The following is a 21,033-nucleotide window of genomic DNA, read 5'->3' as shown; positions in this document are numbered from 1 at the left end:
AAAATAATTTAGTGTTATTAAATTATTTTATTCACTATTTGGTTAATAAAATAGTTATTTATATCAGTTTCAATTTTTTAATGTATATATTACCTGGTAAAATAATACTATTTTTTATGCTAATCGCTTGCTAATGCTTTAAATCGTATAAATCCAGAAAAATATGTTGTAAGGAGGAATGAGGTTTGACTACTTAATTATTGATTGTTGAAGATTATACTTAACATCAAAACTGAATAGTAGTAAATAAAAAAATTGAGGATATTTGGCTAAATATCGATATTAAAGTAAAAATAAATTAATATTATCATTAAATTACAATAAGTATTAATAATCAAGGAATAGACTTTATAATTTGTTAAAATGGAAGAAAAAACGCATTTTACAAAAATGACTAGCAAAATATTTTCTTTCGTGGTGAATATTAAGAAAAGCAGCGTTAACCACGCTGCCTTCATTTTACTAAATCAAACATTAACTTTATCATCTTAATGCTTATTGTATGCTCTTTTCAAAGTCGTCCCAATTACATAAACCACTTTCATCAATTGGGCAATTCTCAAGCGATAAAGTAACCTGTTTTGGTGGGCTATTTAATGTCAATGGCGTCCCATCTCGCAATTGATTTACTGACTGATAAATATATTCAACTTTTAGATAATCTTTATTAGTTTTCTTATTATGCCAGCGCTGAAACACTAATTTGCCACCAATGGGTGTGTTTTCATATTGTTCAGGCAACTGATAAGGGGCAAAATCCAGAGCAGACATGACTGATGCAATATTTGCATCATGACCAAACATAATCAGTAATTTTGATTTTTCATTCTTATTTTGTTCAACAAAATGCGAATTTATATAGTTTAATAAAGGCTTAGCTATATTTTTAACAACAATCTTAGTTGTAAATGCAACTGCATGATAGCCATTTTTAATTTCATTAAGTGTTTTCCATTGCTCTGGTGTATTAATTGTTCCCCAAGCAACGTCTTTTGTAGCAAATCCTTGGTAATACTGCAGATCAAAAACGTCTACAGCGGATGTTGCTAATCCTAACGGTCCAAATACAAGTGGCTGTTTATCGGCACTAATAATCATCTTATTGGGGGTACTAACCAGCTCACACAATTTGTCTTTTTTACATAGTGTTGAATTTTTAAAATCCAAAATAGTGGAAATTTGTTTATAAGCTTCTGCTAAATCTAAATGTACTAATTTTTCTGTCATAGCGGTTATGGCTTGCTGTTTAAATTCTGCACTGTTGTCAGTAATAACTACGTCAAAAATAGGATCCAATTTTCCTTTAGCCATATCTGTTCGATAAAAAGCTTTAATCGAACAATCAGGAAAAGCACCAGTAATAAAAGATTGTGCTGTGGCAATAGTGCGCTGTAGATTGTTCGCATAAATATAAACATTATTTGAGTCTGGACATTGATCTGGCCGCAAAAGCCCTACTCTATCAAACCAAGACCCAAAGTAGTTTCCCATATAAATCTCTAATTGACGGCCTTTATTGGTAAGATTTCCATCTTTAGTATGCCAAATAGGCCAAAGTTTATTCGTTGCGCGGGCTAATATATCCTCATATATTATTGGTGCTCTTAAATTATGCCTACTTAAAATTAATACCTGAGTTAATTCATAATCTTGAAATTTTTCTAACGAATAACTAACTGGCGATATTAAAGCTAAAAGAAGCCATATCATTAATCTTTTTTTCATCTTTTCAACGCTCCTTTAAAGTTCATTATAATTTATTTTATTAATAAAACTTTATTTAGATGGAGTCAATTAAAAATAAATTTCATTTACCATAAAATTTTGACCTTGCTTGTTTTTAAGAATATTTATTAATTTCCACTTCAATTACATAAAAATAAGATGGTATTTGGTAATAAATTTTGCTTATATTACAAACAACATAATCATTAACATAATTAATATTTATTTAATATCGTATGATTCCTTACGTACACGAGTTTCGCACAAAACTAATTTGGGTACGCTAATAAAACACGGATTTGCTCAGTAATAGCACTTTTGATTACGTCCCAATTTTGTTGATAAAGGGTTATTTTTTCAGATATACGACGTTTATGTTGTTCAAACCACGCAGAAATAGCGAGAAAAATATGATTTCTTTGCGCTCGGCTCGTGCGAGCCTGACAGCGTTCAATACCACAGTTTTGTTTAACTTCTCGATGATAAACTTCAACAGACCAACGGGCATCCATGATAGATTTGAGGTATTGACGGGTGGGATTCTCTTTGTTTGTTACTATGTAATCAATACGGCCGTTTTTGGCTGTAAATTTGAAAACGGTTACCCAACCATATCCTCGCAAGTGTATTGACGTTCCTTCTTCTGAGATGTCTAACTTGTTCAGTTGTTTGTTATGGTTAACAATCCTATTTTTCCTCAGCGTGGTTACCCAGATCCAACCATGAGAGCGAATTGATTTCAGGTTATCCAGGCTAGAATACCAAGCATCCATCACTACCGCTTCTGGCATGATCCCTCTTTTTTAGCAAGAGTGAGCATTTCGGAAAAGTGCGTGTTTTTTGTTTTTCCATCAGAATCTTTATCATAAATAACCTGAGTTCGGGATAAGCATTATCAATTATACTTGAAGATACGTACCTGCAACAGGTATCTTTGGTTTAGATGGCATTAAACAATATGCAACCAGTCCGCCTAATAAATTCACTACAAAGTTAGCCGGAGAGCGATGTCGCGTATGCTCTATTTGACAAAGATTTTTTAACTCATCAAATACCGTTTCAATGACAGAACGATGACGCAAGATGGCTTTGTCGAAACAAGTCTGTTTAATAGGCTTCATTTTCTTCTTGATATTCGTTATAAGGCTAATTCCCATCGTTTTGAGTTGCTGTTTCAGTGAAGCCGATAAATACCCTTTATCTGCGTACAAACAACCAGAAAGATCCTTTGTCAGCTCAGGCAATGGTTTCCGATCATCGGTGTTTCCTGGTGTGAGTCGAAAACTGAGTATTTCCCCCAAATGATTGATAATTACATGAAGCTTGAAACCAAAGAACCAACCTGTTGAATTTTTTCCCCGTTCAGCTATCCCATTGAAGACTTTATGTCTGCGGATCCGTAAGTTATCACACACCGCTATCGGAGTAGAATCGGCAACCGATAGCCCCGTGCATTTTCCCTTAATTGACTCAAACAGTGCCGTTAACGCTAAGGCACTACGCGGAAGTAACTCTACACAGCGTGAATAGGATGGCAAGTTAGGAAATTCCTTCCGGAGATATAAGCGGACATAATAGAGATAAAATACCTTGAATTGCCTGAATCGGAGTTGATGAAACAACACAACCAGTGTCATCATTTCCGCCAACGAAAGCTGAGTAGACCGTCTACGACGCTTAGTACCGTTAGTCAGCAAATATTCATGCATTTTTGGCTCGAAGTCTTTGCAAAAATCATCCATCAGGCAATAAAGTTCAGTAAGATTTTCCATAATTGTTTAACAATGCTCTACTCTTTAACCAGACTGTTAGAGTATTTTAACAAAACAGGCTCATTCAACTATTTGAATATCAAGACTTTCTCTTTATTTCTTATCCCGAACTCAGGTTAAATACGATAATTGATAGGAATTGATTCAACCTTCGTCAGATCATGCCAAAGCAAATTAACTAAACCTATGCCAGCAATAACATCATGTTCATTACCTGAATATTGATAATGGACCATCTCTATTTTTTTACTACGTGTTTTGGCAATCAATGTATCATCGGCAATTAGTACGCAAGGGCTTTTTTTGTCTATAGAAGGTTCAACTAATCGCCATAGGTCTTTAGGTCTAAAACATCTACTTTTTAGCCATCGGCTAACAGTGTCATGAGATAAAGGCGATGGGCTTACTTCTGATAACGCTAAACCAGAGTATCTTAAACTGCTTACTTGTAAGAATGTTTTATAGATATCTTTAATACATGGATAACCCGACAAAATATGAACACCCTGATTTTTTCTTGTTTTTAAATTTATACTTCTTTTTTGGAGATTGCGAAACTCGTGTTCAAATCAAACAAATTTGCCGATCTCAAAATATCGAAAATTTGTTATAGCCTTTCATTTTGATGTTCTATCCAGAACGGTTGTTCTGGCCATCTCTGTTCTTGCTGGTAATAGCCACTGATTGCAATACTGTAGGTAGCACGAATAGATTTTATGCGTTCACCATACTGAATTAGCAAAGAACGATCATTATCTATCAAAGCGGCTTTAACGGCTTCAGCACCACGTAAACCAGTATAAATTGCGTTGTAAATTCCTTGAGATGATAATGGTTCAAATGACAGTGCTGCACTACCAACAGCTAACCAACGTGCACCAAAAACCTTATCCAAATAACTACCTGTTGCCTCAGTAACCTGTAATGGACTTGAGGAGATACCTGCAGCAGGACACCAGTTAGCAATATGTATTGTCTCTTTTAATGCAGATATAAAATTATCCTTATCACGCAGGATTTTGATTTGCTCTGGCAGGGAGAAAAATGCCAGCACCCGTTGTTCGTCAGGCAATCCTGCTGTATACCACCATCCTGTTGGAACAACCTCAACAACACTGCGTGTATCAACGGTGCTATTTTTGCACTAAGTGTAAAGCGCAAACAAAGGCACATCTCTGTGCTTTGAAACGCCAAACATACTAGCCACAAAACGTGAGTTGCCACTTGCATCAATTACCCACTGCGCAGTAATACTCTGATCACCTACGTTTGCCTGTATACCATGACTATTTTCAACAACAGAAGATATACGGCCCTTAATCATTAAAGCACCGGCATCTTCAGCAGCATCTCTAAGATTTTGGTCGAACTGTTGTCGATCAAGATGCCAGCCACAACCATATGGGTCACGAATGAAATCGGTGGCTACCAACTGTGTCCCACCCCAACAAGATAAATTTCCCTTATTTATGATTGAAGAACTTTTCTCAATCCAAGAAACTAGTCCTAGCCTCTCAAGCATAGGCCGGGCTGCCCCCGGCAAGCTTTCACCTATTTTTTGTTGTTCAATATTGACACGATCCACTAATACGACCTTTATTCCAGCCAGAGCCAGCAAACGAGCCGCTACAGTACCGGCTGGGCCGGCTGTCAATGCCAACTGAATTCTGATCCACTTTGCTAAAGTAAAACTGATCCACCCCCTTTAATTTACTCGCTAAGTTCCGGTTTCAATTTTTTATGTAGCTGACCGCTTTTTAGCTTGTCTTTTAACCGATAACTTTGTCCACTAATCTGTACAATATGTGCATGGTGCAGCAATCTATCCAGCATAGCCGCTGTTAGCGTCTCATCGTCACCAAATGTACTTGACCACTGAGCAAAAGACTGATTACTAGTTAAGAGCACACTACCCGCTTCATATCGCTTTGCCACCACCTGGAAGAACAGGTTTGCTTCTTCCTTGCCAAAAGGTAAATAGCCAACTTCATCGATAATCAATAGTCTAGGTTTACTGATAACTCGGGTAAGATATCCTTTAAGGTCACCTTGTCGATGAGAGGTAAGCAGCTGCAACATCATGTCCGCCGCAGTTAGAAAACGGATGCTTAATCCCTGCATCGCAGCCCTATAGCTGATGGCAGTAGCAAGGTGGGTCTTACCGACACCAGACGGACCTAGCAACACGATATTCTCCTGGCGCTCAATAAAAGCCAGTCCAGCCAGTTCTGTATTTGGTTACGGGGAACACCGCTGGCATATTTGTAATCAAACTGCTCCAACGTCTTTATCACTGGCAGCCCAGATAAACGGAGTATCGTTTGACGCCGACGTTCAGTAAGTCCTTCATACTGGTGTCGTAAAACAGACTCTAGAAAGTCAGCGAGTGTACCGTTCTGGTCGACAGTTCCTTGCGCTACAGCTGGCCACTCTGTGCTTAGTCTGTCCAGTTTAAGCTGCTGGCAGAATTTTTCGATGCGTTCATACTGAAGACTCATATCGGCATCTCCAGAATCGACTGATAGACGGACAAAGGATGTTGTAGGCTCTCGATAGGAATGGGGCGAGTCTGATGTATCGGTAAAGGAAATGTGCTTGCATGACTTTCGGCAGCGGCAACAGTGCCAAGCGTTCTTGTAGCATGCGCTCTTCCGGCGATACACCCGTAGTGCCGTGTTTACGTACATTAGCTATTGTACTCAGCCAGTCTCCAATACGTGAGTTGGCGGCGGTAGCATCCAAAGTAAGCCCTGCCTGACGAAATAACGCGGTTAGTGGAACAATGAAACTGTTCTTAAGATAGTGATTAAAAGGTTCAACCTTACCTTTAGTCTTCGCCCTGTATGGACGGCAGACTTTCGGACTGATGTCACCGATCATGCAAAACTGATCCACTAACGATCATCTAAAACTGATCCACTTGGTATTATTCGCACATTTTTGTACGGATAATTTATGTTAACCAAGGAGATATTTGTGGATATTCATGTTCGCTTTGCACAAGGACAAAGCCTTCGAAAAATTGCCCGTGAATTGGGCATATCCCGTAACACCGTAAAACATCATTTACAACAACAGACAATGCCAACTTATGCTAAAAGAAGTCAACAACCGACTAAATTAGCACCCTTTAAACCTTATTTGCTTCAGCGAATTGAACTGGCTAAACCTGATTGGATCCCTGCAACAGTCTTATTTGATGAAGTAGTTGAAAGCGGCTATCAAGGAGGTATTGCTCAATTACGCCGATTTGTTTGTCAATTTAAACCAAGCATTGTTCCCGAAGCTGTCGTCCGTTTTGAAACACAGCCAGGTCAACAAATGCAAATCGACTTCACCAGCATCCGGCGAGGTAAAAAATCACTAAAAGCGTTTGTTGCAACGCTAGGCTATTCGCGTGCGAGTTATGTAAAGTTCTTTGATAATGAACGAGCAGAATCCTGGCAACAAGGTTTACGAGAAGCTTTCGACTATTTTGGTGGTGTACCACACGAAATATTGTGTGATAACGCAAAATCCCTCATCATCGAACGGGATGCTTATGCAGAAGGTGAACATAAATTACATGTCGAAATGCTTCAAATGTCGAAAGATTACGGGTTTAAATTGTGTGCTTGCAAGCCCTACAGGGCAAAAACTAAAGGGAAAGTAGAGCGCTTTAACCACTATTTAAAAAACAGCTTTATCGTACCATTAAATACCGACCTTCGTGCTCATAATCTTGAACTGGATATTGAGATAGCTAATGCAAGAGTGGGGCCCTGGTTACAACGCGTTGCCCATCAGCGGATTCATGGAACAACGTTAGAGAAGCCAGCAGATAGACTAGCTAAGGAAGTTAAGTATCTTCTACCCTTACCAGCAAGGGTTTGCCAATCTATCCCGCAGACTGATACGCTTAATATCCGTATCGTACCGCCCCTTGAATCTGTCAGTTTGCAACACTCAATCAGCGTATACGAAGCATTGCTGGGAGGTGAACATGTTATTGCATGAACAAATTGAACACCTGTGTGAGTCATTGAAATTAAATTCTATTCCGACTCATTGGTCATCACTTGCCGAACAATGCATTGCCCAAGACAAAAGCTACGGAGAGTTTTTACTGTCCCTATTAAAATGTGAGCAACAACAACGAGATGAACGAACCCGTAATCTTTTGAGTCGGATGGCAGGATTCCCAGCACATAAAGAACTTAATACGTTCGATTTTAAGTTTGCAACGGGGATCCCCAAACAACACATACAGGAATTAAGCGCATTAACGTTTACACGAGTTTCGCACCAATAAAAAAACGCTCTATTTTTAAGTTTAATTCAGCATAATATATAAATAGAAAAAATCTCATAAATTAAAAATAACTTATTGTAATTTAAGTAAATTTATACGTCTTAGTAAGTTACAGATTAATTATTGTTCTGAAGCCATTTCTAGAATTTTATATGCCCGTGCGAAACTCGTGGTTTATTGAACGTAATGAAAATGTCGTGTTGCTTGGCCCAAGCGGTGTAGGCAAAACGCATTTAGCTATTGGGTTAGGATTAAAAGCAGTACAGGCCAAGAAGAAAACCCGCTTTACCACGGCAGCTGAACTGATGTTGCAACTCTCAACTGCCAAACGACAAAATAAGCTCAAACAATATCTATCACGTTCGGTGATGGCCCCGAAATTGTTGATTATCGATGAGATTGGATACCTGTCGTTTGGGCGAGAAGAAGCAAACCTGTTTTTCAATGTGATTGCCAAGCGTTATGAGCATGGCAGTGTCATATTGACGAGTAACTTATCATTTGGGCAATGGCCAAATGCTTTTGCTGATGACGCAACATTAACTGCCGCTATGCTTGATCGTTTACTTCATCATTCGCATGTACTGCAATTAAGCGGTGAAAGCTATCGATTGAAAGATAAGCGGCGCTCAGGAGCAATGACTGAGTAAAAGTGGATCAATTTTGATTGATCGGATTTAGCTAAAAAGAGGATCAGTTTTCGGTGATCGTTGACAGACTGAAAGCATATTTTTCGGCAAGCTTGATAAGCTGTGGGTTCCAGCGGTGTTTACCAGGACCATAAACATCACGCTCAATGATAATGGTCTTCGCATTATCAAATAGCAGCTGACGAGGCGTACCGCCAAAATACTGTAGGGCTGACTCAATCCCCTCGCCCCAGGCTGCTGAATTTTGACAGGTGTAAAACCTAACAAAAGTGGAGCGACTCCAGCCTAACGTGGCAACGAATGCCATCAAAGGATTCTTCCCCTGTCTGATAATCGTGAAGTCAACCTGCATCTGTTCACCGGGTTCAGTCTCAAAGCGGACAACATCTTCAATAACGGTTTTTTTCATAGGATGAAGAAAAGCGGTCAGCAAGCTATAGCTGCCTGTGTAGCCTCGTTCACGGATCTCCCGTAGCAATACGCAGGCCGGTATCCAATCAGGTCTGGCCGCCTCTACGCGTTCGAGAATATATACCTTGAAGGGATCCAACTTACCGGGTCTAGGCGCTCTCGATTTATAACGCATATTCGCCGCCGCTTCAGTGCTACGAAGATATCGCCTCCCGGTTACTCTTGAGCATGAAAGCCGTCGCGCAATCGCACGTATAGACATACCCTGGCGATGTAAAACAGAAATTTCCACTCTGATCTCCAATGTTATCATCGGCAGTACCTTAAAACTGCCATATTTACTCTTAGTGGATCAGTTTTACATTAGCAAGTGGATCATTTTTACATTGGTAGCGACAGCCGGCACCGACAATCAGGACTTCACATGTCAAAGGAGTTAACGTGTACGACGAAATTTGTCCCATTTTTCTTCAGTCCATCCTGCTTGTTTTAATAAATCCACTTGATTATCAATCGGCTTACCATCAATACGTCCACCAAAAGCAGAAGCCGCTTCAGGCAAAGGGGGTTGACCGGGTTTTAATTGTTCAACAAATACGCTTTCAATACACGATGAATAATCTTCTGGGGCAGGCAAACGTTGTACAATCCCCAATTCATCAAAACGGGAGACAACTGCTTGCATTACTGTCTCATTATCATGACCTTCTAATAGAAATGCCCGTAGCCAACTGTCACGTTGTTGAAAAGCATTGTCGCGCTCTTCGGCGCTCAGCTCAGTATCAATAAATATTTTATAATTTTTCTCACTAAAAATTTCATTCGGCACTCTTGCCGGCCAATAAGATGGCATATAAGGATGGAATTCTTTGTCATAACCTGAGCGACAGCGAGCGGTATCGCCTTGCCATGGCATCGCCATCCAACGTGTTAAATCACCAGGACCTTGAGCATGAAGGGGTCCATCAGCCGCCAGAGCTTGTTCGGGTGTTAGTACATCACCATAATCCTGTTCTAAAATACCGTCTTCACGGCGTTTAATACGTAAAAAGTCATTGTCACTATATAATGTGGTATGCCGCATAGGCCAAGTCAGTTCACAACCCGGATGAAATGCATCTGCAAGACAGTAAGATAATGGCCCCTTATCCAAAATGGCCGGCTGTTCAGCAATCGGTAACTCATCTACAGGCTTGTCATAACATGGATCGGGGAAAGAAATACCACTTACATAATTATTACCCGTCATATCATCATTAAATTTTGCTGATACGAAGTTTTCTAAATGCTTATAATTTTGTTTATCCACGGCTAGAAGATCACCTTTACCAGAAGGATATTCAGCAGCATATCCATCGCCATAAAGCTGAGGCCACTTCATCTTATCTCCACTATCAACACTTTCATCATCAGGTGAACGGAATCGCTCATAGACTTTAAAACGTTTAGCATCATTTTCCGGCTTAGATAATTCATTAATGAGATCTGCATCTAGTGGAAATGAACCACCCGGGCCAAATGTTTGCGCAAAGCCTAGGTTAGCCCACTGTAGATTGGAGAGACGTTGTAGCAACGGCAAAATATCTTTAGCATAAGAAGTTTTTTCTTCAGGTAGAATTTTGCCCGCATCCATAGCTGAGTGCTTGATCACACGAGTTTCGCAATCTCCAAAAAAGAAGTATAAATTTAAAAACAAGAAAAAATCAGGGTGTTCATATTTTGTCGGGTTATCCATGTATTAAAGATATCTATAAAACATTCTTACAAGTAAGCAGTTTAAGATACTCTGGTTTAGCGTTATCAGAAGTAAGCCCATCGCCTTTATCTCATGACACTGTTAGCCGATGGCTAAAAAGTAGATGTTTTAGACCTAAAGACCTATGGCGATTAGTTGAACCTTCTATAGACAAAAAAAGCCCTTGCGTACTAATTGCCGATGATACATTGATTGCCAAAACACGTAGTAAAAAAATAGTGATGGTCCATTATCAATATTCAGGTAATGAACATGATGTTATTGCTGGCATAGGTTTAGTTAATTTGCTTTGGCATGATCTGACGAAGGTTGAATCAATTCCTATCAATTATCTTATTTATCATAAAGATTCTGATGGAAAAACAAAAAACACGCACTTTTCCGAAATGCTCACTCTTGCTAAAAAAAGAGGGATCATGCCAGAAGCCGTAGTGATGGATGCTTGGTATTCTAGCCTGGATAACCTGAAATCAATTCGCTCTCATGGTTGGATCTGGGTAACCACGCTGAGGAAAAATAGGATTGTTAACCATAACAAACAACTGAACAAGTTAGACATCTCAGAAGAAGGAACGTCAATACACTTGCGAGGATATGGTTGGGTAACCGTTTTCAAATTTACAGCCAAAAACGGCCGTATTGATTACATAGTAACAAACAAAGAGAATCCCACCCGTCAATACGTCCAATCTATCATGGATGCCCGTTGGTCTGTTGAAGTTTATCATCGAGAAGTTAAACAAAACTGTGGTATTGAACGCTGTCAGGCTCGCACGAGCCGAGCGCAAAGAAATCATATTTTTCTCGCTATTTCTGCGTGGTTTGAACAACATAAACGTCGTATATCTGAAAAAATAACCCTTTATCAACAAAATTAGGACGTAATCAAAAGTGCTATTACTGAGCAAATCCGTGTTTTATTAGCGTACCCAAATTAGTTTTGTGCGAAACTCGTGAAAGAGAATATTTTTATTCTTTCTAGTAACATTTTGCTATTAATTATATTTTAATTTAGTACATTCTAATATCATTTTTAGTTAGAGGAATAAACTGGTTTAATATTTACCATTATTTTCCTGGTTATTATCCTTACATAATCTAATAAGATGACTCGATAACCACTATTTTTTTACATTTCAATTACGAAATAAATATTTTGATAATGAACTGGCTTAATAAAAATAATGCATTTATTTATGCTGTTTTCATTTAGAAAACATTTTTTATTTGATTACCAACTTTTCTTTATAAAGAATAAATTATATTTTTATAAGAAATATTTTATCTAGAATAATATTTATAATATGGTTAAATTTTTCATAAAAATAAAATAATTTTTATATAACTTCAACAAATGGTTACTAATTGCATTTTTAATATAAAATTTTATTTTTTATAAAAATAATTAATCAAATTTATTGATAAGAAATTCATAATTTTCATTTTAAATTAAATAGAAAACCATTAAAAATTATGCAAATATCTTATCAAACGTAAATAGCAATATTAATTTTTTATTTTTAAATATCATAAAATTATTTTTATATATTTTAGTTTTCTGCAAATTTAAATTATCGAAAACTAATACTAAGAATGATCTTATCAATCAATAAGAACAATAAAATATAGTCATTAAAGCAAATATTTTTAACGATTAACTATAGGAAATTAACTATGAGTATAAATACAATGGGTGATGGTTTTTTAGTATTTTTTCGATTCACTGATAAAATCTTTAAAACAAACAATAGATTTAGAGTAACGATTACCAGTTCTACTGGTAAAACCATAAAAATTGATTCAGTGAGTCCTGCTGATCCCGATGATAAATATGCGACAATAGAAATTGATGATTTAGCAGGAACAATAATTTTAGATTATATTATTCAACGTAATGATAATGCTATTTTAATCTCTAAAGGCTATGCAAAGATTAAGTACAATGATATCACTAAAAAGTTAAAGGTTTTAGAATTTAAACCAGAAAATGAAGAAGGTATTGCTCTAAAATTAACAGAAATAAAAGATTCTCATTTTAATCTTGATCTTATTCCTACAACTGGCTTTCTTTGCTCGAAGTCAAATCGTTAATATTTTAATTACGATATAAACAAGTTAAAATTATTAACCAAATTTAAACAAACTGACAGTTGTCCATTATTTATATGATATCTGTCAGGTTAAATTTAATGCAAAACTTTTCCTCAAAAGAATAATAAAACATTCTTTTACATAAAATGAGACTCATTGAATCTTCATTAATGACTTATTGGTTTAGCGTTATCTATTTAATTCTGGTTTCTGTAAATATCAATTTGACTAAATGAGCTTACTAACCATATCAAATAGCTTTATAGATCGATGGGATAAAAATGACAGTGAACAATTCGATATAATAAATTGTAGCAAGATTGCAATAACCCATTGTACACAATGGAATTTACTAATTTGTTGGATTGATAAAGATTCGTCTGTGTTTAAAAGACGCGACTAAAACGAAAATGGCGGAGGAGGAGAGATTCGAACTCTCGGATGGTTTCCCATCGGCGGTTTTCAAGACCGCTGCCTTCAGCCGCTCGGCCACCCCTCCACAATGCCAAGAACTATAAACACAGCTTGAATGGTTGTAAAGCCTTATATAATTTAATCGCTATATATTTATGCTATTAAGTGATTATTCGCTTAATTTATCGGCATTTTACTAATATACTTGGGTAAAGAGTTCAATTTTGTTAAATTAACCATCCATTTTTTTAAGCTTAGAAATATCATATGTTTATATTTGAAGGTCGTGAAATTAACACTGATGGCGATGGTTACCTTAAAAATAGCCAAGAATGGTGTGAATCCATGGTATATCTACTAGCCAAACAAGAGAATATTACATTAACGGAGCAACACTGGGAAATTATTCGCTTCATTCGTGAATTTTATCTCGAATTCAATACCTCGCCGTCTATTCGTATGTTAGTAAAGGCAATTGCTAAAAAATATGGTGAGGATATTGGTAATAGCAGCTATCTTTATCGCCTTTTTCCAAAAGGACCAGCGAAACAAGCAACAAAACTTGCAGGTTTACCTAAGCCAGTAAAATGTATTTGAGTTATCACAGCGAGTGTCGAATATGAAAATCTACTACCTCTTTTTCAACATGGCACTCTTCACTTTTATAATATTCAATTTTAGCACCCACTGGCCCACCAGCTTTTAGCCAATCCTCTAGCTGCTGAATTTGCTGTAATGTACCGAAAGCTTTTATGTTGACACTACCATCATAACGATTACAAACATAACCATATAGTCCATGTTCTTTGCCCCAATGCAAGGTATGATAACGAAACCCTACACCCTGAACTCGCCCATATATATAGTAATTTCTACCTATCTTTCGCATTTTAGTGCTCTCTTATAATAAATAATAACTTCAACATATTGTTTTTTGTGTAAACAACAGATACTCTCATAGTATAGAGTTTTTAATCTGCATGGATTAGAGTTATTAAGAAACTAGCGTAACAGAGTGACCTGCTTGAAATTTATATTATTACCCACATATCATTACCTATAGAATATGCAAGGCTTCTAGGAGGTAGCTATGATGACTACCAGTAAATTTAGTATTGGGCAACAAGTAAGGCACAAACTCCTGGGTTATCTTGGAGTAATCGTCGATGTTGACGCCGAATACTCCCTGGATAAACCACAGGATGACGATATTGCAGCTAATGCAGCTCTACGCTCAGCTCCCTGGTACCATGTCGTTATGGAAGATGATAATGGTGAACCTATTCACACTTATCTGGCTGAAGCCCAGATTACTTATGAAACTTCTGATGAGCACCCAGAACAGTCATCGTTAGATGAGCTGTCGGAATCAATTAAAACTCAACTTAGAGCCCCACAATTACGTAATTAACTAATTTTAAATACAATCAATGGAAATGGTTAGTCTATCATCTTCCTTGATCTATTTCTCTAAGCCTAAGCGAGGTATCTCTATTTTAGGGCAAGCGTTCATCACCACCGCTAATCCTGCTCGCTCAGCCATCTTTTTAACCTCTTGATTAATAACACCTAATTGTAGCCAAATTACTTTTGCATTAATTGCTATTGACTGTTCGGCAACTTCAAAGGCAGCGGCTGAATTTCTAAAAACATCAACCATATCAATTGGACACGAGTTTCGCACCAATAAAAAAACGCGCTATTTTTAAGTTTAATTCAGCATGATATATAAATAGACAAAACCTTATAAATTAAATACAACTTATTGTAATTTAATAAAATTTATGTGTTTTAGTAACTTGCAGATAAACCATTGCTTTTAAGCCATTTCTAGAACTTTATATGCCTGTGCGAAACTCGTGTTGGATATGGAATATCAACTAAATGGGCATAAACTTTTTGACCGAGTAATTCTTTGCCTGCTAGTTTTGGACTGACAGGGGTCACATTATATCCTTGATTTATAAGGTATTTCATCACCTTATAACTTGGGCGGTCAATTTTATCACTAGTGCCAACTAATGCTATAAATTTCACTTTAGTTAAAATATTTGTCAGTTTCGAATCATCCATTTACAACAACTCCATAATTTAAAAATAATTACTAAACTATGATATAAATCGCAATAAAGTGCTACTACACTTGTCGAATTTGTTGAGTTAACTCAATCAATATTGGCAAAGTGCGTTAGTTGCTAAACTAGTAAATATCTATCAATGTAAGGAAATTTATGGAATCCGTTATTCGCAGATTGGAAAAAAGTAAAAATATTGCTTTGGTTGCCCATGATCACCGTAAATTATCACTACTAACATGGGTGCAAAAACATATTTCTGTGCTAAAAACACACAAATTATTTGCCACTGGTACAACGGGTAACTTAATTCATCAACATACCGGATTAAAGATTATTAATATGCTCAGTGGCCCAATGGGAGGAGATCAACAACTTGGCGCGATGATTGCCGAACAAAAAATCGATATTTTAATCTTCTTTTGGGATCCATTAAATGCAGTTCCACATGATCCGGATGTAAAAGCGCTACTTCGACTCGCTACTGTATGGAACATTCCTGTTGCCACGAATATAGCTAGTGCTGATTTCATTATCACATCGCCAGCATTTGATCATGAAACTGAAATTGAGATCCCTAATTATCAACAATACCTTGAAACCCGAATTGACAAATAACGTTAAGTTATAATTGCTAAAATATATTTTTAACAACAATAGCAATAATCCAGTTAAATAATAAAAAAGTTATAATAAATAACAGTTATGCTCTTTTTTGTTGCGATACACCTAATTTTTTCAATTGCTCAACAAAAATAGACGGTGTTAATTTATCATACAATAAATAAACTTGCTTTTTAGCTCTAGTCAAAGCAACGTATAATAAACGTCTATCTTGTAGGTTAGGAAAAATATTAGACTTTGATAATAATACTTTTTCTATTGCAGACTCAGGTTCACATATAGGAAAACCATTTATTCCATGGTCTAATCCAAGGATGATAACATAATCGGCCTGACACCCTTTCGCAACTTGGATAGGTATAAAATTAATATTTAATTTAGGCCAACGGGTATTAGCTTTTTTAATCACAGCCGGTTGCAAATAAAAATAACGCGATAAAATGAGAATCGTCTCTTTTTCAGTAACATAACCACTCATTTTATCAAGCAGATTTTCCAGTTGCTCTTCTGGTAATAAAACTATTGATTTTTTATTTGCTTTAACAAAACTTTTTAATGGTCTAATCTGCTGCTCAGAATCCATTTGTATAAATTGGCTAGCAATTTTAGCTATGTGATCATTAAAACGATAAGTAGTATCAAGTGTACAATAAACTCCTTGACCAAAATAATGTTCAAAAGAAGCCATTAAATTTAATTTTGCTAGCGGAAAACGATAAATTGCTTGCCCATCATCACCAACTGCAAACAAGTGAGTTTGTGTACTCTGTTCTCGTAATAACTGCAGTAACTGTATTTCTAATGGCGAAAAATCTTGGAATTCATCAATCAGAATGTATTTCCATGGGCTAATAAATTTTCCTTTCTGTAATAAATTAATTGCCTGATGTATCAGCCCTAAGCTATCAACTGCCCCCTCGGCTTTTAGCATCGATTTCCATCTTTTAATAATGGGTGCCGCTAATCGCAGCTCCATTTGCAGTTGCTTGCTCTCTTCTGGCGTTGCTAATTCACTTATTGTTTTCTGACTGCCGCCATGTATACGTAATAAATTAAGCCAATTATCTAAACGAACCACTAATCTTTTTGCTAATTGCTTGTCATGCCAAAACTCACCGCTAGCTATATTCCAAGCTAATTCTCGCGTTAAATACTCACGCCACCCTTTTGCCTGCGCTTTTCGCTCATGGCACTGCTTTCGCCATTCACTGACCAGAAAATTATGTCTTTTTTGTTCATTTATTTCTAATTCACTAATAGCGACATTTTTATTACTGCAACTTTGAATAATATGCAGTACTAAGCTATTACAAGTTTTTGCCTGAAATGCTGGCTGCCCTAAATCAGTATGAACCAATTCATTCATTTTTTTTGCTGTTTTCTCATCAAACGCAAGTAATAAAATCTGTTCAGCAATAGCCTGTTGCCTGAGTAAAAGCCAACCCATTTTCGCTATCAAAACAGACGTTTTACCGCTACCTGGTCCGCCCAATACTAAAATATTTTGTTCGCCATTGACCACACAATTGATTTGAGATTGGTTTAACGGAGCAATAGTAAGTTGCTGAAAAAATTCAGAGTACTGCTTAAACAAGCGAGCGACCCAATATTGATTAATGTCACATAGTGCCTGATGGCTCAAATGGAGCCAATGCTGACAAACAGCATAATTTTGGCGGCAACTTGTGAATTCATTTAAACGCACAAGCGGCATTGGAAGGGCATTTAATCTGCTATTAATTTGATTTTGCAACAGAGTAAGTTGCGCATGGGTAAACCAACTATCCTGGATTAAGTATTTCTCTATTTCTTGCACTTGTTCAGATAAAACATCTGAGCAAATCGAACTCATCTCTTGACTCCATTTTTTCCATATATCAATAAGATAATGAAAAAAATGTTGTGTTTCGTTCCATTCGGTACCGTGTAAACGAACTACCTGGTTGCTTGGTAATTCAAATTCAAGCTCTCCCCAAACAATACCTCGTTTACAACGTATATCAACAAGTTGATTAAACGGAATGAGATACTGATGTTTTTCACCACTCACTTCCACACCCGCATTCAATAGACGAACTCGATTATAAGGATGTTGAGCGAAACGCTGACCTACATGTGTCGATTTCAATTCCATTACACACTACCTTAGCTAAAATATGTTAGGCGATGGCAAGAAAAAGTTTTTTCTCTTTGCTAAACCTTATAGGCTATTATGGATGCTTTTATACTATTAATCAGTATGCTGACAAATTAGGGGTTATTGTGCTTACCATGTTCTCTAGCTTTCGCCATGTATTTTATAATAGCAACATCCTTTATTATATCCGAATACTAATTGCGCTCTCAGGAACAACATTACTCCCTTGGATTTTAGGTGAACAACTTAAAATAACTATCCCTTTAACACTGGGTGTCGTTGCCGCTGCATTAACTGATCTTGATGATCGATTTATTGGTAAGCTTCGTAATATCGCCATCACCCTATTATCATTTCTGATTGCCTCGGTCACTGTTGAGCTACGATTTCCCTACCCGTGGCTATTTTTTATTGGCTTAGCGTTATCAACTTTTAGCTTTACATTTCTTGGTGTTCTCGGGTTACCCTACGGAACAATCGCCTTTGGCGCACTTCTGGTCGCAATCTATACCATGCTTGGAACGGCTATTTTTACAATTTGGTATCAACAACCGATACTGTTACTTATCGGGGCTATTTGGTACTATTTATTAACACTTATCAGTCATATTTTTCTTCCTATCCAGCCCTTACATAATAAATTAGCCCAATGTTACCAACAACTTTCTATCTACCTAGCTAATAAAGCCAATTTATTTAACCCCGAGATTGAAGAAAATTATCAACAATCGATCTTTGATCTTGCAATGGCCAATAGCAAACTGGTCAATACTATGAATCAAATGAAAGTAACACTGCTTAGTCGCTTGAAAAATAATAAAAACCAATCAGGGACTAGCAATAGCCTACATTACTATTTTATTGTTCAAGATATCCATGAGCGAGCAAGTTCATCACACATTAAATATCCAAATTTAAATCAGGATTTTCCGCATAGTGATATTCTTTTCCGATTCCAGAAATTATTATCAATGCAAGCTGAAGCATGCCAATTGGTCGCTCACTCCATTTTATCTCATACAAGGTATCAGCATAATGCAAAATTTAAATATGCATTTGCTAATCTGGAAAATTCATTGCAACACCTTACACAACAATATTCCAACAACAAACAAACGCACTTTATAACCTATTAGTCAATCTTAAAGAGATAGATACTCAACTTAATAGTATTGCTGTGAGCAAATAGAAACTCCACATAGCCAATCATTGACAGAAACACAACTTTCTGACAATTCATTGTCTAACATCAGTGACTTTTGGCTCACACTTACCAGTAACTTAACACTTAATTCAACACTGTTTCGCCATGCGATTAGAATGTCAGTAGTATTATGTACCGGTTATATTATTGTTCAATGCTTTAATCTACCACAGGGTTATTGGATATTACTGACAAGTTTATTTGTATGCCAACCAAATTATATTGCAACTAAGAATTGCTTAATCTTGCGTATTATTGGAACCATTGCCGCTATTCTAATTGGGTTACCTCTGCTCTATTTCGTACCCTCTATCGAAGGACAACTCTTACTCATTATTATTAGTGGCGTTTTTTTCTTTACCTTCCGCAATGGTCAATATGCCCAAGCCACCTTATTTATTACTCTGCTGGTTTTACTCAGTTTTAACTTATTGGGTGAAGGGTTCAACGTTATGCTTCCCCGAGTAACTAATACAATCATTGGTTGTAGCATTGCTTGGATTGGAGTAAATTATATTTGGCCTGATTGGAAATTTCGACAACTACCTAAAAGTCCTGCAACAAACATTAAACAGTAATTGCCGTTATCTTGCCGCTATTTTATTTCAGTATCATCAAGGTAGAAATAACAGTGTCGATTCTCGTATTTCTCGTCGCGATGCCCACATTAATGACGCAGAGCTAGTTTCCGTTCTATCCGATATGCTAGCCAGAATAAAAACTAATAATATCTCTCCAGAAAAAATTTTTAGATTACTCTGCCTTAATCACAGCATGTTGGGTTATATTTCCGCCTTGGGAGCACATCGCGAACAACTTAATAATCAAACTATTTTACCTATTCTTGATAGTACAATCGCCTATATTGAGTCGGCATTGAATTTTGCCTTATAAAATAACCAAGCAGTCAAAGAGTTAGACGACGCATTGATTCAACGCTTCCAAACCATACAATTAGGAGAAAATAACAAAGAACAACTCATTGTTGAGCAATTATTATTATTAATTAACCTGTTGCCAGAAATCACCTCTCTGATTGTTTTTATTAACCAACAAGAGCCAGACTAAAATAGTTATAATTAGTAAATTTTATTAAATATAAAACTGGCCATAAAATCATTTTCTTGATGTATTTCTTTACGTTAGGCTATTGTACCAAGTAATTAATTCAATTTTTATTGACTCAGGAAGTACTACAATATGATAGCCTTCAATAGCCCCAGCTAATTCAAATAGTAATTTAATACTCAGATTGACTTTCTTCTGCCTTAATTTTAAATAACAAACTTTAGCACCTAACATTTTTAAATAGTCTACATCGCTAATCCTTACTTTACCTAATACCCTTTCTATCGACATATTCATATTTGGTAAGTCTTTGATCCTGATATTTGAATGCTGTTTCTGAGATAACTCTTCCACGGCCGCTTTATAAGCGAGATCAATGTAATAACATAAAAGTAAATTATCATTACAAAGCATTTCATTGATAAAAAAATACTTTAATATAAGAGGAACGCCTTTCTTGGTATAAATCAGTTTTTGCAATCCTGACACTTCAAATTGAAGTTCAGCAAATAAAACTCGCCATCCAATACCTGCCCAATAATGACATGATTGACTAGAATACAATAACCCCCGAAATGCGGTTTTTTCTTTATGTGGCCATAATTTTCCATTAGGCTTTGCAAACAAGAAAAACGAGAATCAAATAAAAGCATAATTGCCACTCTCCATGTGAACGCTCACAAATCTAATATTTTTATACTTCTCCATATTTTAATCAGTTAAAATAGTAAAAAATTTATTAAGTTATTTCATCCACTTTAAAAACCTCCTTGATTATTGCAAAACCGTGTACACAAAAGGCGACGAATAAAACC

17 protein-coding genes, 1 tRNA gene and 7 pseudogenes are annotated in these 21,033 nt (G+C 36.5%); 9 read left to right on the top strand and 16 right to left on the bottom strand.

The genetic code is table 11. From position 1 onward, the window contains the following. Positions 1-495: 495 nt before the first annotated feature. From agp to V3224_RS29160, 8 genes and pseudogenes are all read right to left on the bottom strand, one after another. Positions 496-1,725, bottom strand: coding sequence for a bifunctional glucose-1-phosphatase/inositol phosphatase (gene agp, locus V3224_RS29195; protein ID WP_334473820.1), 1,230 nt, complete (start codon positions 1,723-1,725; stop codon positions 496-498). Positions 1,726-1,994: 269 nt separating this feature from the next. Beyond that, positions 1,995-2,596 (bottom strand): annotated as a pseudogene (locus V3224_RS29190) (transposase); the annotation flags it as partial. Positions 2,597-2,624: 28 nt separating this feature from the next. Further along, positions 2,625-3,497, bottom strand: coding sequence for an IS982 family transposase (locus V3224_RS29185; RefSeq protein ID WP_334467716.1), 873 nt, complete (start codon positions 3,495-3,497; stop codon positions 2,625-2,627). Between the two features lie 119 nt (positions 3,498-3,616). Beyond that, positions 3,617-3,991 (bottom strand): annotated as a pseudogene (locus V3224_RS29180) (IS701 family transposase); the annotation flags it as partial. 113 nt (positions 3,992-4,104) lie between these two features. Next, positions 4,105-4,569, bottom strand: coding sequence for a hypothetical protein (locus tag V3224_RS29175; protein ID WP_334473813.1), 465 nt, complete (start codon positions 4,567-4,569; stop codon positions 4,105-4,107). Between the two features lie 72 nt (positions 4,570-4,641). After that, positions 4,642-5,157, bottom strand: a complete 516-nt coding sequence (locus tag V3224_RS29170; protein ID WP_334473811.1) for an NAD(P)/FAD-dependent oxidoreductase — start codon at positions 5,155-5,157, stop codon at positions 4,642-4,644. A gap of 50 nt (positions 5,158-5,207) precedes the next feature. After that, positions 5,208-5,995: pseudogene (gene istB / locus V3224_RS29165) on the bottom strand (IS21-like element helper ATPase IstB). Between the two features lie 112 nt (positions 5,996-6,107). Next, positions 6,108-6,356: pseudogene (locus tag V3224_RS29160) on the bottom strand (IS21 family transposase); the annotation flags it as partial. Positions 6,357-6,452: 96 nt separating this feature from the next. Here V3224_RS29160 and istA (V3224_RS29155) point away from each other — a divergent pair. The 3 genes and pseudogenes from istA (V3224_RS29155) to istB (V3224_RS29145) all read left to right on the top strand — a co-directional run. After that, positions 6,453-7,493, top strand: coding sequence for an IS21 family transposase (gene istA / locus V3224_RS29155; RefSeq protein ID WP_334473809.1), 1,041 nt, complete (start codon positions 6,453-6,455; stop codon positions 7,491-7,493). Continuing rightward, positions 7,480-7,788 carry an ATP-binding protein gene (locus V3224_RS29150; RefSeq protein WP_334473808.1) on the top strand — a complete coding sequence of 103 codons (309 nt, stop codon included), beginning with the start codon at positions 7,480-7,482 and terminating at the stop codon, positions 7,786-7,788. The genes istA (V3224_RS29155) and V3224_RS29150 overlap by 14 nt, the downstream gene beginning before the upstream one ends. Before the next feature lie 173 nt (positions 7,789-7,961). Then, positions 7,962-8,438 (top strand): annotated as a pseudogene (gene istB, locus V3224_RS29145) (IS21-like element helper ATPase IstB); the annotation flags it as partial. A 43-nt stretch (positions 8,439-8,481) separates the two neighbouring features. Here istB (V3224_RS29145) and istA (V3224_RS29140) read toward each other — a convergent pair. Both istA (V3224_RS29140) and V3224_RS29135 read right to left on the bottom strand, forming a co-directional pair. Next, a complete protein-coding gene (istA, locus tag V3224_RS29140; protein ID WP_334473807.1) occupies positions 8,482-9,162 on the bottom strand; it encodes an IS21 family transposase in 681 nt (226 codons plus the stop codon). A 123-nt stretch (positions 9,163-9,285) separates the two neighbouring features. Next, positions 9,286-10,584, bottom strand: a complete 1,299-nt coding sequence (locus V3224_RS29135; protein ID WP_334473805.1) for a LodA/GoxA family CTQ-dependent oxidase — start codon at positions 10,582-10,584, stop codon at positions 9,286-9,288. Between V3224_RS29135 and V3224_RS29130 the strand changes: the two genes are divergently transcribed. Together V3224_RS29130 and V3224_RS29125 are read left to right on the top strand one after the other, a co-directional pair. Continuing rightward, complete coding sequence (locus tag V3224_RS29130; RefSeq protein ID WP_334473804.1) at positions 10,569-11,483, top strand: IS701 family transposase; 915 nt, start codon at positions 10,569-10,571, stop codon at positions 11,481-11,483. The genes V3224_RS29135 and V3224_RS29130 overlap by 16 nt on opposite strands. A gap of 796 nt (positions 11,484-12,279) precedes the next feature. Continuing rightward, positions 12,280-12,696: a hypothetical protein gene (locus tag V3224_RS29125; protein ID WP_334473802.1), complete on the top strand. Its 417-nt coding sequence runs from the start codon at positions 12,280-12,282 to the stop codon at positions 12,694-12,696. A gap of 411 nt (positions 12,697-13,107) precedes the next feature. On the opposite strand, the gene V3224_RS29120 is transcribed toward V3224_RS29125, so the two are convergent. After that, a tRNA-Ser gene (locus tag V3224_RS29120) sits at positions 13,108-13,195 on the bottom strand. A gap of 182 nt (positions 13,196-13,377) precedes the next feature. Here V3224_RS29120 and V3224_RS29115 point away from each other — a divergent pair. Next, entirely contained in the window at positions 13,378-13,707 is a 330-nt protein-coding gene (locus V3224_RS29115) for a TusE/DsrC/DsvC family sulfur relay protein (protein WP_334473800.1), read from the top strand. Between the two features lie 4 nt (positions 13,708-13,711). Here V3224_RS29115 and yccX read toward each other — a convergent pair whose 3' ends face one another. Further along, complete coding sequence (gene yccX, locus V3224_RS29110; protein WP_334473799.1) at positions 13,712-13,999, bottom strand: acylphosphatase; 288 nt, start codon at positions 13,997-13,999, stop codon at positions 13,712-13,714. A 201-nt stretch (positions 14,000-14,200) separates the two neighbouring features. Between yccX and hspQ the strand changes: the two genes are divergently transcribed. Further along, positions 14,201-14,521, top strand: a complete 321-nt coding sequence (gene hspQ / locus V3224_RS29105) for a heat shock protein HspQ (RefSeq protein ID WP_180560911.1) — start codon at positions 14,201-14,203, stop codon at positions 14,519-14,521. Positions 14,522-14,572: 51 nt separating this feature from the next. Here hspQ and V3224_RS29100 read toward each other — a convergent pair. Continuing rightward, positions 14,573-14,779: pseudogene (locus tag V3224_RS29100) on the bottom strand (CoA-binding protein); the annotation flags it as partial. A gap of 161 nt (positions 14,780-14,940) precedes the next feature. Next, positions 14,941-15,183 carry a CoA-binding protein gene (locus tag V3224_RS29095; RefSeq protein ID WP_442891162.1) on the bottom strand — a complete coding sequence of 81 codons (243 nt, stop codon included), beginning with the start codon at positions 15,181-15,183 and terminating at the stop codon, positions 14,941-14,943. A gap of 158 nt (positions 15,184-15,341) precedes the next feature. Here V3224_RS29095 and V3224_RS29090 point away from each other — a divergent pair, with 158 nt between their 5' ends. Further along, a complete protein-coding gene (locus V3224_RS29090; RefSeq protein WP_334473796.1) occupies positions 15,342-15,803 on the top strand; it encodes a methylglyoxal synthase in 462 nt (153 codons plus the stop codon). An 85-nt stretch (positions 15,804-15,888) separates the two neighbouring features. Here V3224_RS29090 and helD read toward each other — a convergent pair whose 3' ends face one another. Next, positions 15,889-17,943: a DNA helicase IV gene (gene helD, locus V3224_RS29085; protein ID WP_334473795.1), complete on the bottom strand. Its 2,055-nt coding sequence runs from the start codon at positions 17,941-17,943 to the stop codon at positions 15,889-15,891. A gap of 137 nt (positions 17,944-18,080) precedes the next feature. On the opposite strand from helD, the pseudogene yccS reads away from it, so the two are divergent. Further along, positions 18,081-20,218 (top strand): annotated as a pseudogene (yccS, locus tag V3224_RS29080) (YccS family putative transporter). 69 nt (positions 20,219-20,287) lie between these two features. Here the strand turns inward: yccS and V3224_RS29075 are convergent. Then, positions 20,288-20,845 (bottom strand): TfoX/Sxy family protein, encoded by a 558-nt coding sequence (locus V3224_RS29075; RefSeq protein ID WP_334473793.1) that lies wholly within the window; start codon positions 20,843-20,845, stop codon positions 20,288-20,290. Positions 20,846-21,033: the final 188 nt, after the last annotated feature.

The sequence above is a fragment of the Arsenophonus sp. PmNCSU2021_1 genome, assembly GCF_036919435.1.
GTDB lineage: Bacteria > Pseudomonadota > Gammaproteobacteria > Enterobacterales > Enterobacteriaceae > Arsenophonus > Arsenophonus nilaparvatae.
This window is presented reverse-complemented; position numbering and strand designations above follow the sequence as displayed.

Excerpts from the sequence above, each read along its gene's own strand:
- istA (WP_334473809.1), top strand. The coding sequence starts at position 6,453 with ATGTTAACCAAGGAGATATTTGTGGATATTCATGTTCGCTTTGCACAA.
- V3224_RS29115 (WP_334473800.1), top strand. The coding sequence starts at position 13,378 with ATGTTTATATTTGAAGGTCGTGAAATTAACACTGATGGCGATGGTTAC.
- V3224_RS29150 (WP_334473808.1), top strand. The coding sequence starts at position 7,480 with ATGTTATTGCATGAACAAATTGAACACCTGTGTGAGTCATTGAAATTA.
- helD (WP_334473795.1), bottom strand. The coding sequence starts at position 17,943 with ATGGAATTGAAATCGACACATGTAGGTCAGCGTTTCGCTCAACATCCT.
- V3224_RS29090 (WP_334473796.1), top strand. The coding sequence starts at position 15,342 with ATGGAATCCGTTATTCGCAGATTGGAAAAAAGTAAAAATATTGCTTTG.
- yccX (WP_334473799.1), bottom strand. The coding sequence starts at position 13,999 with ATGCGAAAGATAGGTAGAAATTACTATATATATGGGCGAGTTCAGGGT.
- agp (WP_334473820.1), bottom strand. The coding sequence starts at position 1,725 with ATGAAAAAAAGATTAATGATATGGCTTCTTTTAGCTTTAATATCGCCA.
- V3224_RS29185 (WP_334467716.1), bottom strand. The coding sequence starts at position 3,497 with ATGGAAAATCTTACTGAACTTTATTGCCTGATGGATGATTTTTGCAAA.
- istA (WP_334473807.1), bottom strand. The coding sequence starts at position 9,162 with ATGATAACATTGGAGATCAGAGTGGAAATTTCTGTTTTACATCGCCAG.
- V3224_RS29095 (WP_442891162.1), bottom strand. The coding sequence starts at position 15,183 with ATGGATGATTCGAAACTGACAAATATTTTAACTAAAGTGAAATTTATA.
- V3224_RS29135 (WP_334473805.1), bottom strand. The coding sequence starts at position 10,584 with ATGGATAACCCGACAAAATATGAACACCCTGATTTTTTCTTGTTTTTA.
- V3224_RS29125 (WP_334473802.1), top strand. The coding sequence starts at position 12,280 with ATGAGTATAAATACAATGGGTGATGGTTTTTTAGTATTTTTTCGATTC.
- hspQ (WP_180560911.1), top strand. The coding sequence starts at position 14,201 with ATGATGACTACCAGTAAATTTAGTATTGGGCAACAAGTAAGGCACAAA.